This window comes from Erythrobacter sp. (genome assembly GCF_039988855.1).
Lineage (GTDB): Bacteria > Pseudomonadota > Alphaproteobacteria > Sphingomonadales > Sphingomonadaceae > Erythrobacter.
Genome location: NZ_JBDXIY010000020.1, coordinates 82,747 through 95,334, shown reverse-complemented (window position 1 = coordinate 95,334; position 12,588 = coordinate 82,747). Strand labels below are relative to the sequence as shown.

The 12,588-nt window shown below is 55.0% G+C and carries 17 protein-coding genes; 16 read left to right on the top strand and 1 reads right to left on the bottom strand.

Going from position 1 to position 12,588, the window contains the following annotated elements; translation table 11 throughout:
- Nucleotides 1–17 precede the first annotated feature (17 nt).
- Nucleotides 18–287: a flagellar biosynthetic protein FliQ gene (locus tag ABJ205_RS15615; RefSeq protein ID WP_348157814.1), complete on the bottom strand. Its 270-nt coding sequence runs from the start codon at nucleotides 285–287 to the stop codon at nucleotides 18–20.
- A 557-nt stretch (nucleotides 288–844) separates the two neighbouring features.
- On the opposite strand from ABJ205_RS15615, the gene ABJ205_RS15610 reads away from it, so the two are divergent.
- The 16 genes from ABJ205_RS15610 to ABJ205_RS15535 are packed head-to-tail and all read left to right on the top strand — an operon-like array spanning nucleotide 845 to nucleotide 12,587.
- The gene (locus ABJ205_RS15610) at nucleotides 845–1,552 is read left to right on the top strand and encodes a flagellar hook-basal body complex protein (protein ID WP_348157811.1); all 708 of its coding nucleotides are present in this window, start codon (nucleotides 845–847) and stop codon (nucleotides 1,550–1,552) included.
- The gene (locus ABJ205_RS15605) at nucleotides 1,552–2,325 is read left to right on the top strand and encodes a flagellar hook basal-body protein (RefSeq protein WP_348157808.1); all 774 of its coding nucleotides are present in this window, start codon (nucleotides 1,552–1,554) and stop codon (nucleotides 2,323–2,325) included. Before ABJ205_RS15610 ends, ABJ205_RS15605 begins: the two co-directional genes overlap by 1 nt.
- 36 nt (nucleotides 2,326–2,361) lie before the next feature.
- Nucleotides 2,362–3,021 carry a hypothetical protein gene (locus ABJ205_RS15600; protein ID WP_348157805.1) on the top strand — a complete coding sequence of 220 codons (660 nt, stop codon included), beginning with the start codon at nucleotides 2,362–2,364 and terminating at the stop codon, nucleotides 3,019–3,021.
- Nucleotides 3,018–3,593 carry a flagellar basal body L-ring protein FlgH gene (locus tag ABJ205_RS15595; RefSeq protein ID WP_348157802.1) on the top strand — a complete coding sequence of 192 codons (576 nt, stop codon included), beginning with the start codon at nucleotides 3,018–3,020 and terminating at the stop codon, nucleotides 3,591–3,593. Before ABJ205_RS15600 ends, ABJ205_RS15595 begins: the two co-directional genes overlap by 4 nt.
- A gap of 2 nt (nucleotides 3,594–3,595) precedes the next feature.
- Nucleotides 3,596–4,723 carry a flagellar basal body P-ring protein FlgI gene (locus tag ABJ205_RS15590; protein WP_348157799.1) on the top strand — a complete coding sequence of 376 codons (1,128 nt, stop codon included), beginning with the start codon at nucleotides 3,596–3,598 and terminating at the stop codon, nucleotides 4,721–4,723.
- A gap of 20 nt (nucleotides 4,724–4,743) precedes the next feature.
- Entirely contained in the window at nucleotides 4,744–5,085 is a 342-nt protein-coding gene (locus ABJ205_RS15585) for a hypothetical protein (RefSeq protein WP_348157796.1), read from the top strand.
- 1 nt (nucleotide 5,086) lies between these two features.
- Nucleotides 5,087–5,521: a flagellar basal body rod protein FlgC gene (gene flgC, locus ABJ205_RS15580; protein WP_348157793.1), complete on the top strand. Its 435-nt coding sequence runs from the start codon at nucleotides 5,087–5,089 to the stop codon at nucleotides 5,519–5,521.
- Complete coding sequence (locus ABJ205_RS15575) at nucleotides 5,518–5,874, top strand: flagellar hook-basal body complex protein FliE (protein ID WP_348157791.1); 357 nt, start codon at nucleotides 5,518–5,520, stop codon at nucleotides 5,872–5,874. The genes flgC and ABJ205_RS15575 overlap by 4 nt, the downstream gene beginning before the upstream one ends.
- A 16-nt stretch (nucleotides 5,875–5,890) precedes the next feature.
- Nucleotides 5,891–7,177 (top strand): flagellar basal-body MS-ring/collar protein FliF, encoded by a 1,287-nt coding sequence (gene fliF, locus ABJ205_RS15570; RefSeq protein ID WP_348157788.1) that lies wholly within the window; start codon nucleotides 5,891–5,893, stop codon nucleotides 7,175–7,177.
- A gap of 1 nt (nucleotide 7,178) precedes the next feature.
- A complete protein-coding gene (locus tag ABJ205_RS15565) occupies nucleotides 7,179–7,598 on the top strand; it encodes a hypothetical protein (RefSeq protein ID WP_348157786.1) in 420 nt (139 codons plus the stop codon).
- A complete protein-coding gene (locus tag ABJ205_RS15560; RefSeq protein ID WP_348157783.1) occupies nucleotides 7,595–8,311 on the top strand; it encodes a hypothetical protein in 717 nt (238 codons plus the stop codon). The genes ABJ205_RS15565 and ABJ205_RS15560 overlap by 4 nt, the downstream gene beginning before the upstream one ends.
- Nucleotides 8,312–9,640: a FliI/YscN family ATPase gene (locus tag ABJ205_RS15555; RefSeq protein ID WP_348510080.1), complete on the top strand. Its 1,329-nt coding sequence runs from the start codon at nucleotides 8,312–8,314 to the stop codon at nucleotides 9,638–9,640.
- Entirely contained in the window at nucleotides 9,637–10,080 is a 444-nt protein-coding gene (locus tag ABJ205_RS15550) for a hypothetical protein (protein ID WP_348157777.1), read from the top strand. The genes ABJ205_RS15555 and ABJ205_RS15550 overlap by 4 nt, the downstream gene beginning before the upstream one ends.
- The gene (locus tag ABJ205_RS15545; RefSeq protein WP_348157774.1) at nucleotides 10,077–10,964 is read left to right on the top strand and encodes a hypothetical protein; all 888 of its coding nucleotides are present in this window, start codon (nucleotides 10,077–10,079) and stop codon (nucleotides 10,962–10,964) included. Before ABJ205_RS15550 ends, ABJ205_RS15545 begins: the two co-directional genes overlap by 4 nt.
- Nucleotide 10,965: 1 nt before the next feature.
- A complete protein-coding gene (locus tag ABJ205_RS15540; protein WP_348157771.1) occupies nucleotides 10,966–11,409 on the top strand; it encodes a flagellar hook capping FlgD N-terminal domain-containing protein in 444 nt (147 codons plus the stop codon).
- Nucleotides 11,409–12,587, top strand: coding sequence for a flagellar hook-basal body complex protein (locus tag ABJ205_RS15535; protein WP_348157769.1), 1,179 nt, complete (start codon nucleotides 11,409–11,411; stop codon nucleotides 12,585–12,587). Before ABJ205_RS15540 ends, ABJ205_RS15535 begins: the two co-directional genes overlap by 1 nt.
- Nucleotide 12,588 lies beyond the last annotated feature (1 nt).

The window sequence follows — 12,588 nt, the reverse complement described above, 5'->3', positions numbered from 1 at the left end:
CCCCTTGCTAGCGGCCTCTAACGACCGAGCTGCGGAATAAGCAGATAAAGGTCAGTCGCAAAACCAACGAACTGCGACACCATCCACGGCCCAAGTATGATTAGCATCGTGCCAGCGGTGACGATCTTGGGAACGTAGGAGAGTGTAATCTCCTGAATTTGTGTGGCAACTTGGAAGACGGAAATAGTCAATCCAACTAAAAGTGTGGCCAGCATTACTGGTCCAGCGACCAGAGCTGCAGACCACAGCATACTCGTTAGAAGATCTAACGCGATTTCAGATGACATTATTGCAACCCTTTGCCTAGAAATAAGCAAGTTGTAACAACATCAAGGACAGCTCTGTTGGCAAACCAGGTACTAGGGCCTGTCTGGATAAGTCTGTGCACAAATCTGTTGAAAAGTGCTGTATCGATCATTCAGGATCGCACATGATTAGAGAATTATTCGGATCAGAAGGCCAAATCTGACAGCCGTTCTTGACGACATCCGAGCAATATTGCTGTGCTGCACAATACCCAAAGAACACCGAAGGACACATGAGAAATCACACGCCACAGAAAAGATATTTTGACTTCAAATTTATTGACCAAGATTTACCAGCACATCAAAACTCAGTTTCAAGTTCAACTTTTTTATCAACAGCTTTTCTCACATAAACAAAATCAAATCCCGCTAGAACTATCTGTCCCACGAAAACTGTGATTCGAATCGAAAACTATCGCGATTTATCTCAGTTTTTGGTAACCAATTGGCAGTCAAATCTGAGACGAACAGAAACATGTCTTGACCCGAATCAAAGTTGCTCCATGCTAAAGGGCATTCATTTCCAAGGGGGTTGCTAAGTGGGGTTGTTAGATATTGCGTCTACCACCATGCGTGGGGGAGAACGGCGCATTGAAATTGCGGCGCAGAACACGGTGAATTCCGAGACACCGGGTTACAAAGCGCACATCGCGTTCAGTGAGGTCCAGTCCGAAGCAAACTCGTCGACTTCGGACCTAAATGCGCCGCAAGTCCGCTTCGCTCACGACAACACACAAGGTGCGATTTTCGACACCGGTGAGGCGCTTGATCTCGCGGTCGACGGCACGGGATACTTTCTCGTACGCGACGGCGATAACTTCAGCCTAACAAGAGCCGGTAAATTCGGAATTGCAGCGGACGGCGCACTGATTGATGCAAGCGGACGCATCCTCCAACTCGCTTCTGGTGGCGATGCAACAACTTCGACTTATGCGCTCGAAATTTTGCCCGATGGCACCATGTTGGATGGCACCTCAATCATGGGAACAATCGGTCTTTTTGAACACGCTCAAGACAGTTTCGGCGCACTTGGCCGCGCGCTCAGCGCTGATGAAATCGCGGATCTTGGCGAGGCTGAGAACGGTGAAATCCGGCAGGCCATGCTGGAGCGTTCAAACGTCACCTTATCGGATGAAATGGTCGAACTCATGAAAGCTCAGCGGCAGATCGAAAGCGGTGCGCAAATCATCCGAGCCTACGATCAGTTGCTCGACCGAGCCATCAACACCTTCGGAAGGAGTGGATAATGAACGGTGCTTACGAAGTTGGGGCGGTTGCCCTTCGCGCTCATCAAAGAGCTTTGGAAACGCACGCGAACAATGTCGCAAACATCAACACTCCGAGTTTTAAACGCGCGGAAGTTCAGTTCTCTGAGATTGTCACAACACAAGGCAATCCTACGAGCGAGAACGAGCGTCTCGCTCAACAATCGGCGGCGCAAAACGGCGGTGTGCGAATGACCACTCGAACCATGTTTTCCGACCATGGCGAACTTCAGGCGACCGGATCAAGCCTCGATATTGCCATCGATGGTTCTGGCTTCATCGAATTGATGGGCCCGGACGGCGAGAGCCTCCTGTGGCGCGGCGGCAAGCTTGAGATTGACCGCGATCGCTTCCTCGCTGCTCAAGGCCTTGCACCTTTGCAGGCCATGATATCCGTTCCCGAAGATGCCCGCTCTCTTTGGATTGAGATTGACGGCACAGTTCAAGCCGAAATCGAGGATGGTGAATTGCTCGATATCGGGCAGATCATGCTTGTTCGTCAGCAATCTGATGATGATCTCATCCCGATGGGAACGGGCCAATATCGGATGGCCGAGAATGCACGCCTCCTCGATGGGGTGCCGGGCGAAGATGGAGCCGGTTTCATTCGCCAAGGAATGATTGAGCAATCCAATGTCGAGATGACCGAAGCTATGGTCGAGATGTTGATATTGCAGCGAGCTTTTGCAGCCAGCGCGCAGGTGATCCAAACCGCCGACCAAGTCGCCTCTATCACCAACAGTTTGAGCAGATAACCCTCACCTTTCCCATCGTTTCAAGTGATCCCACACATGCAAATCGAAATCGCAAGTCTGGTACTTCTCGTAGCGGCGTCTGGCACGCCTGCTGAGGTGCAGCTGCAATCACGCGACGTTCATTTGAGCGACCTAGCAGTGGTGAGTGACGGACAATCGAACCCCGTGATTGCAAGGGTTCCGCGCGGAACAATCCGGCTTGCCCTGGATGAGGATCAAGCACGAAGGCTGATCCGCAATCGCCTGCCCATGAATCATGTCGAGTTAAGGTTTGAAGAGAGCATGACACTTGTCGCGCCAACGCATGCTTCGATGCGGCATTTGGGCACTTGCTTCGCTGCGGCGAACAGGGTCGTCAAAGGTCAGTTCATCTCAGCGTCTTTGGTCGAGCCCACGACATGCGAAGGCCGACGATCAAACGCAAAAGTTGGCTATGACCGCGATGCGCGCGCGCCCGTTGCAACCGATGAAATCGCTGCTGGCACTTACCTCGGCCCCATTAGCCCCATCACCGACAGGCGGATCGCCAAGGATGCCGATGTCTTGCTCACCATCGACGCTGGTCCCGTCACCATCACGCGGTCTGTCACCACCCTCCAAGCTGGCCAGGAAGGACGTAATGTCGTCATTCAAACGGTCGATGGCAAGGTCTTCACCGTACCTGTTTCACACCTCTCTGAGGACTTAGCGCAATGAAAAAACACGTTCTTCTGGGCTTCACAATTGTGCTTTCGAGCGTCTGCCAGCCGGTTTTGGCAGAGCAGCTTTACGACCGGGATCGGTCTGTTAGCCTCGCCACAGATAACCGGCCGCAAAACGTTGGCGACATCGTAACCGTGGTGATTTTCGAGAGCGCGAGCGCCACCAACCGGGTCGGTACACGCTCTGGCAAAGACACATCACTCGATGGCAATCTGGGCGCTGGCAGCATCAGTGAAACGCTAAGCTTTGGTATTGGCAGCAGCTATCGCGGTATTGGTGAGACCGAGCGCTCTGACCGGTTTGCAGCGAGCCTTGCTGCCCAAGTTGTCGAAGTGCTGCCCAATGGCGATTTCATCATCGAAGGCCGGCAAAACATGCTGGTGAACGGAGAGAAACGCGACATCGAAATTCGGGGTCGTATCCGTCCTATCGATATCTCTTCTGACAACACCATCACCTCAAGCCGGCTCGCCAATGCTGAGATCAATTATGACGGTGAAGGGTTTGCCACGCGCAGTGCAAAACCCGGCCTACTCAACCGCATTTTCAGCTTTCTGGGCCTTTGATCATGATGAAGAAGATCCTCATTTGTCTCGCAACCATAGCCTCTGTGCTGACCTTTGCACCCGCTCCTGTTTTTGCACAGGATGTGGCGCTTAATGGGCTGGGTCGATTTGATGGCTGGAGGGACAACCCGCTGACAGGTCTTGGCCTTGTAACTGGCCTGCCGGGAACGGGAGACAGACAGCGCAACCGCATGGCGCGCAGGCTCTTGCGCAACACGATGCAAGATCTTGGCGTGACACTGACCGAAGATGAAATCGACACGCGCAATGTCGCGGTTGTCACGGTCACAGCAACGCTTCCTCCATCGGCTAATCCGGGCGACCGGATCGATGTGAATGTCTCCACACTGGGTGATGCGCGTTCGCTTGCTGGCGGCACCCTGATTTTGACTGAACTCAAAGGTCCCGATGGCGAGGCCTATGTGCTCGCGCAAGGCCCACTGGCGGTTGGGGGATATGCCTTTGACGCAGAGCTGGAGCGGCAGCAACGCAATTTCCCGACAACCGCTATCGTTCCAAACGGAGGGACAATCGAATATCCGGTTGAGGCCAATATTCTGAAAGATAATGGCCAGCTCTCCTTCCTTCTCTCAGACGCGAGCTTCACCACTGCCGAACGGATCGCGCAGGCGATCAACCGACTGCAAGGCTTTGATCTAGCCTATGTGAAGAATGCCGATGAGGTCGTGATCCAATATCCCGGAGATGCGCGCAACCTCTCTCGCTTTGTCTCTCAGCTCGAAAGCCTGCGCATTGTGCCGGACCGTTTGGCACGGATTGTTATCAATGAACGCACTGGCACGATTGTCGCTGGCTCAAATGTCCGCATTTCGAGTGTCGTCATCAGTCAGGGCGACATCAAGATCACTGTCAAGAGCGATAATGAGGCAAGCCAACCCGGTTTTGTCGGAGGCGTTCGCAACACCGGGGTCAACAGCCTGATCGTTACCAACGTAGATCTTGCGGTCGAGCAAGGTGAGAATGACACGGTCGCTAGCTTCCCGGACACCGATGTGGGAGCGCTCGTGCAAGGGCTGGCCCAAGCGCGCGTCGACACCCGCCGGATCATTTCCATCCTTCAGGCCATGAAGACCGCCGGTGCGCTTCATGCCGAAATCGTTACTCAGTAACAGGTACCAAGGAGCACATCATGTCAGAGATTTCGCAAGCTCTAGCGATGAAAGCGATGGACGCTTTGACAATGCGCCAGACCGCGATTGCACAGAATATCGCCAATGCTGGCTCTGAAACAATTCAACGCCGTTTGGTCAGCTTTGAAGACGCTTTACGCGAAGCAGCCAAGGATGGACCCGAGGCCGTACGCTCGTTGGTCGTAAACATCGAAACCGAAGGTCCTGAGATCGCGGGCGGCGACATCCGCCTTGATCTGGAAATGCAAAGCTCATCATCAACCGCAGGGCGCTATGCCGCACTGGCTGACCTAATGGGCCGCCAGATGCAGATCGCGCGTGCAGCTGTGAGAGGTCAATAGAATGGAAGCCACACAAATCAGCCGTTCTGCGCTGGACGTTGAATGGCAGCGCCTTCAGGTCATTGCGACCAATCTTGCCAATATGAATACCACGCGAACCGACAATGGCGGAACCTACGCCGCTCAGCGTTTGGTTTCTGGTCCTGTTGGCGATTTCGCCGCCGAAATGCGCGCCGCAGGCGATCCCGATGCGCCGCCCGAGCGCGGGGTTATGGTCTACCAAATCACACAGACTAATTCTGGCACTAGGCAGGTGTTCAACCCAGACCACCCGCACGCCAATGAGGATGGCTTTGTGAGCTATCCCAATATCTCGCAGTCCGATGAAATGAGCATGATGATCAAGACGCAGCGCGCCTATCAGGCCAACCTTGTCGCCCTCCAGGCGGCACAGCGCATGTTCTCCTCGGCTCTTCAAGTTGGGAGGCAAGGATGAACGGCATTGAGGCGATTTCGTCTGTTACTTCGGTGACGCAGGCCACGATGAGCAATATCGGTGCAACGCAGGCCGCCCAACTTCCCGTGGCAGCCCAAGCAAATGCAGCCGAGCAGGTGACCGATGTTGCAGGCAACGGTTTTGCGACAATGCTGTCCGATGGACTCACCAATATGGATGGCAAAGTCGCGAAAGCCGATGATCTGGTTGCGCGATTCGTTGTCGATAACACCACTCCAATTCACCACGTGACAGTGGCCTTGGAAGAGGCACGCATGGCGGTCGAACTGGCAACCCAAGTGCGCCAGCGCCTCACCGAAGGCTACCGCCAGCTTATGAACATGCAGCTTTAGATCGGGCCTCAAACCCATGCTCACTGACCAACCACAATTGCGCCTTTTTGCTCTGATCTTTGTCGGGGTTGTGGCTCTGTTTGCAGGCCTTTGGTTCTTCGTTCTGCGCACAGATTACGTGCCCGTCTATGAGAACGTCAGAGAAAGCGATGCCTCCCAAATTGTCGCTGAACTCGACACAGCCGGAATTGCTTACCAGCTTGCCAATGATGGGCACGACATCCTCGTCCCTGAGAGCGAGGCGGCCAATGCACGCGTAGCTGTGGCAGGCGCGAACATCTCTATGGGCGGGACGACCGGCTTTGAACTGTTCAACGAGAACGAGCTTGGCCTCACCGAATTCGCACAGAAGATCAACCTTCAACGAGCAATTCAGGGCGAACTTGCTCGCACCATCATGATGATGAGCGGGGTCGAATTTGCCCGAGTGCATTTGGCAATGCCAGAGCGCACACTGTTCCGTTCTGAGCAGGAAAATCCCACAGCCGCTGTGACCGTTGAGATGGAGCCATCGCAAGTGCTCAGCGCTGAGCGCGTCGATGGAATTCGTCAGTTGGTTGCCTCTTCTGTACCTGGTCTATCACTTGGTGATGTGGCAGTGCTCAATGAAACAGGTGGACTTGTCAGCGCGTCTGCCGTTGGAGAGGTGACGGCCGGAGCCCCTGCCCGAAGCGAGCGTGAAGCGGTCGAACAATTGGTCGGCATCCGCGCGCGCGCTGCAATCGGGGATGTCCTTCCCCAGCAGCTATTCGACCTTCAGGTGTCTGCCTTTGAACAGGTTGAAAGCCAGGCTCCGGCAGCGTCCGAGGACGGCGAGAACGCCGCGAGCAGCGCCAATTCGAACCGTCAAACCTTTGGTCTCGAAGGGCAAGCACTGCGGGTCATAATCCGGACACCACAAGAGCTAAGCCCGGAAGAACGCACCCTTATTTCCGACGCGCTTGCCGATGCGATTTCTTTGTCCAGTGCAAGCGGTGACATGCTCGACTTCACCACAGGCGCGCTCGCATCAGCAGGAGAAACTGGATTTCAATCCCCCGGGCACGCGCTAGCACCCAGCGCGTCCCCAGCCTCGCCAGCCACCGACCAAACACCGCAAGGGGATTGGGCCACGAGCAGCGATCCATTTGGCGGGATTGGCGGATTTCCCTGGATATGGCTCCTCATCCCGCTTGGGATCGTAATGATTGCCCTTTTTGCAGCGCGTCCGCGTCGCAAACTTTCTGAAGACGAAGCTGACAGCTTCGCTGAGCTTTTGCGCAGCACCAACCTTGAACGCGATTTTGAACGGGGAGCAAGCTGAGATGAGCGAGGTGCAGAACACAGCGACACAGCTGATCGATCGGCTCGCCGCTCTGGGTGAAAAGGACCGAGATGCGGTGCTGTCCCGCATGGCTCCAGAAGAGCGCGGCGATGTTGAGAATGCGCTTTCGAAATATCTTGAGGAAGAACGCCTCGAAGAAGAGCGCCAACAACGAATCGACCAACAGTTTTTAGGATATTCGCCGTGGCTCGCCTCGATTGTCGAAGATGCACAAGAAGGCACGGCAAGCGGGTTGAGCGAGACGTGCTCAGTCGCGCTGTGGGATATCCATTCGACTAAAGTGGGCGACGGCATGAGCACACCGCGCACCGGTTGGCAGAGCTTTGTCGAACGGTTCAATGAGTGGCTCTCCCCCGCAGGTAGCAATGCCGCTGCCACCAAAGGGGAGACCCAAGCATGACCATTCTTAAAGCGGCCAATTCACCGGAACCGCCTTCTGAAAGCTATGTTTTCGAACAACCTAAGCCAGACGAGAGCCAAGAAAGTTCGAGCATTCCTCTAGGCGCGAAAACCACTGTTAGAACGGCGCTTACTCAAGATAAATCGCTCGCTAAAGAAGCACATTTTCTCGATCAGATCACGGCTCTCGAAAAAGAGCTTGCCGATAAGGAAAAGGCAATCGAGGATGCAAAGAAAGCCGCCTATGATGAAGGCATAAAAGTAGGTGAGAAGTCTGCGACGACTAAGGCGGATGAAGCGCTTGAGCTGCTAAAGGCCTCGCTTAAAAAAGGTGCAAAGACGCTCGAGGAAAGTCTCGGAGATCAAGTCGATCTTGGCGTCGATCTTGCGCGCACAATCCTCAGCCATGTGCTGGGCGATGCGTATCTGTTGCCATCCCATGTAACGAGTACCGCTCAGCACTGGAAACAGACGCTCTGCTCCGGATCAATCGTCAGAGTGCGCGTATGCGCCGATGACTTCGCTGATCAGGCTGCTCTCGATGCTCTGCACGAAACGCTCCCCAGTGTTGAGATCGTTCCGCAGCTTGATCTCAAACCGGGTGCCTGTTTCTTCGATCTGAAGCTCGGCACGCTTGATGCGTCGATAGACAGTCAGCTTGCAAAGGCGGACACCCTTTTGGACCAAAGCCCGCAAGCGGCAGAGGTGCATTAAGTGCAGCAGACCGCCGCCCTTCTAGACATGGTCAAAAGCGCCACTTTTGCTGATTTCAAAGCTCAGGTCACCTCGATCGGCCAGAAGTCATTCAGCGCCAATGGTCCCTATTGTCAGGTCGGGGATGTGTGCAAGCTGGGCTCTGATGAAGACCACAGCTTGGCACAAGTCGTGGCGGTTGGCGAAGAGCGGGTGGAGCTTGTCCCGCTCGGCGATATGCACGCTGTGAAACCGGGCGCAAGCGTCACGCTCAGCCGCGACTATTCTAACTTTTCGGTTGGAGACGGCTTTGCAGACCGCGCGGTGAACGCCTTTGGTGAGCCGATTGACGGCAAACCGACCATCCTATCGACCAAAGCACCGGCTCGCACAGATCAGATCAATTCGGGCCAGACAAGCATGGCCAAAACCATTGTTTCCAAACGCGTTGAAACCGGTGTGCGGGCCATCGATACACTTCTGCCACTGGCCCAAGGACAACGTATTGGCGTCTTTGCAGCAAGCGGCGTGGGCAAAACCACTCTCGTCGAACAACTGTCCACGAGGGCGCAATGCGACAAGGTGGTCATTTGTCTAATCGGAGAGCGTGGACGCGAAGTTGAGCGACTCTGGAATATTCACGCGAGAGCTGAAGATTCCGCGCCTGTCACGGTGGTCGCAGCAACAAGCGATGAGGCGCCAAGCGTTCGCATCAGAGCCATGCAGCAGGCTTTAGCGCTGTGTGAATATTGGCGCGAGAAGGGCGAACATGTGGTGTTCTTCGTCGACTCTGTCACCCGCCTTGCCATGGCTTTGCGCGACATTGGTTTAGCCGCAGGAGAACCGCCAGCACTTCGCTCTTACACACCCAATGTTTTTACCGCCCTGCCCGATTTTGTGGAACGATGCGGTGCAATTTCCGGCAAAGGCGCAATTACTGCGATCATCACTGTGCTGAGTGAAACAGACGATGTGGATGACCCTATTGCTGAGACAATGCGCTCGCTTTTGGATGGTCATATTGTCCTTTCACGCAAGCTTGCCGAGCGTGGGCATTTCCCCGCCATCGATGTACGCGCCTCGATAAGCCGGGTGGCCGATCAAGTGTTAACAAACGCGCAGCAAGAGAGTGCCCGGCGTCTCAAAGCCAATATCGCTGTGTATGAAGAGGCGCGCGCGATGATTGAAAGCGGCATTTATCAATCCGGCGCGAGCGAAGAGATTGACCGCGCAGTCGCACTCTGGCCCAAGATCCAGGAATTCCTGATGCAATCCGGAAGCGCGCGCTCGACGCTTGCCGCAAGTGATGGCGCCTTGAGCCAGGTCTTGGCTGGAGGAGGTGCGATATGAGCGCGTCCCAGAGCCTTATCAAACTGCGCGATCTCCAAGCCTTGCGTGAGCATCGAAGCAAATCCGAACATGCCAAAGCGGTGCGCTCGAAACGCGAGACGGTGAAAGAAGCAGAGGCAGCGGCTGCGAAACTGAGGGCGCAAAATGAGGCGCTCGATCACTACGCATCACAAGGCCAACTGCAAATCGACCGCTTCCAGATTTTCGCGCAGCTGATCACAGAAGGCGAGGCGGAATTGCTGGCTCGAAAAGACACACAAGCTGAGGCGGACGAACATGAGGCGCAAGCTGCACGAATGCGGGTGCGCGCCGAAAAGCAATCCGAACAATTGGCCACCCGCCACGCGCAGGCCCTCACGAAAGAACGCCGAAAGGCCGAAGACAAAAAGGCGCGCGAGTTCTTGTCGCAGCGCGCTGCTTCAATGGGAGAAAAGCGATGAATGAGGTCAGCTGGCTACAGCCAAAGAACGCCTCCCAACCCGCGCATTCACAACCGAAAAAGACGGATGATGCAACCGACAATAGGGCAAATTTCACTGCTTTCCTATCTGGCGATAACGATGGCGGTGGAATGGGTTCTGCGGTGGTTCCACTGGGCGCTTCGGATCACAGCGCCGTCGACCGGGCAGGCGCGGGTGTGCGCAATGCATTGACCTCGAGCATTGATCGTGCGGCGGTATTCTTCGCTGCAATGCAAAAAGGACAGCTTGGCTATAGCGCTGCTTCCCAAGTGAGCGATGAAGCGATAGCCTTTAATGCGCGGCCAATAGTGGGCCCTGCATCCTTCAACCACTCGCCAGACGAAATCTTCACCGCAATTGACGGCATCGATGGAGAGGAGTTTGCAGCAGCACGCGCTGCTATCGCGGGCTCGATTAGGCTTGAGGGCAGACATGCTATTACCACGCCTGATAGTGCTGGCGGTGTTCAACCGACCTCCGCTGCAACACCGCGTTCAGCGGCCGCGGCGGGTAGCGCGATTGCACCCACCCAAGGTGGATGGGCTGCTGTGGTTGATGCTCCGGTTCAACCCTTGGTCGGCGGCGATACTGCGAAGTTTGGCAACAATAGTGAGGCAAATGTACGCAATTCGTCTCGCACGGCGAGCGCTGCTCCGTTGTTGCCGACACAAATGGCTGCAGCCCAGAGTCCTACCCTTGCTCAAGTGCTAGCAACTCCTTCCGAATATCGCCTCGTAATCAGAGGGCATCGCTTGTCCGAAGATATGCGCGAGCTTGTGATGCGCGCGGTTCGCGGTGGATTGGCAGAATATGGCCTCCCGCAAATGCCGCTTGCTGTCTTCGACCAAGAGGGGCGCCGCTAAGATGCAAGAGGTTACCCCCGTTACCCCTGGCACCAACACGCCTGAGACCCCAGCGGTCGATCCGGGCGATGCCACCGATCAGTTCGGTCTCAGCTTTGAGAGCCTTCTCCAGATCGTGCTAACCCAGCTGACCTTTCAGGATCCGCTGGAACCAATGGACAACTTTGAGTTCGTCTCGCAGTTGGCGCAATTCTCTCAAATCCAGCTGAGCCAGACAACTAATGACAATCTTGAGCGACTGGTGGCGGCTCAAACCACCGCGCAAGGCTCTGCTGTGCTCGGCCGAACGGTCGATGTGACAGCGGGTGCAACGACGTTAACCGGAATTGTGCGCGCGGTCGCCTTTGAAGACGGCACCGGCACAGTCACTCTTGAAACACCCAATGGGCAGACGATCAGCGGCCTGCCTCTCACCAATATTTCACAAATCAGAGAGACCCCATAATGTTTGGAGCAATCTATATCGGCCTGTCTGGCCTCGGGTCCTATTCCGACGGTCTGCAAGCAGTCAGTAACAACGTCAGCAATCTCAACACAGTCGGCTTTAAGGCCAATGACGTAACATTCCAGAACGTCTTTGGTGCTGGCAGCCGAGGCGGCCTTGAGTTCGGCAATGCTCAGTCCGGCAGCGGTTATGGTGTGAGCTTGGATGAGCTTTCGATCAACTTTTCCCAAGGCGAGCTTCGTCAGACAGGTCGCGACTTGGACCTTTCAATCGATGGCAATGGCTTCTTCGTTCTGATCGATGGCGACCAACAGTTCTTTGCGCGAACAGGCAGCTTCGTTGTCGATGATGACGGCTTTATCGTCCTTCAGAACACCGATCTTCGCCTCGGCGTGCTCGATGAAGAGGGTCGTCCAACAGAACTCAATATAGATGAATTTCGCACCGATCCGCCAGAGCCAACAACCCGCGTGACGTTCGCGGACAACCTTTCATCCACCGCCGATGTTTTCACCATTCCCGATCTCACCGTGTTTGGTCCCAATGGTGAAGAAAACAATTGGACGGTTGAGTTTGAGCGGGATCAGGACGCAGTCGACAGGTGGACTGTCACCGTCACAAATGGAACAGGCGATCAGCTAGGCAGCGAGACATTGATCTTTGAAAACGGTCAGATTTCAGATGATACAACAGAGCTGACCTTCGCAGATGAAGACGAAGGCTTAAATGTTACTTTCGACTTTTCCGAAGGGGTCACAAGCTTCTCGGCAGGCACGGTCTCCTCGCTTCGTGCAAGCGATGTGGAAGGTCATGGTACCGGTTCCTTAACCACTTTGACGGTTAACGAATCCGGGCAACTTGAAATCACTTACACCAATGAAGAGACGCTCGAACTTGGCGAAATCGCTATGGCTGACTTCCGCGATCCGCAATCGCTTGAACAGCGCGGCAATGCCTTGTTCGAATTCAACGGGTTTGGTCAGGTGCAATTCCTAGGCGCTGAAGACACGCGCGTCGGTTCAATCCTTTCCCGCCGTCTCGAGGCATCAAACGTCGATCTGGGCAATCAGTTTGGCGATCTCATCCTCATCCAACGCGGGTTCCAGGCGAGCAGTCAGATCATCTCGGTTTCTAACGATATGATTCAGCAGCTCTTTGGCATTCGCGGACAGGGTTAAG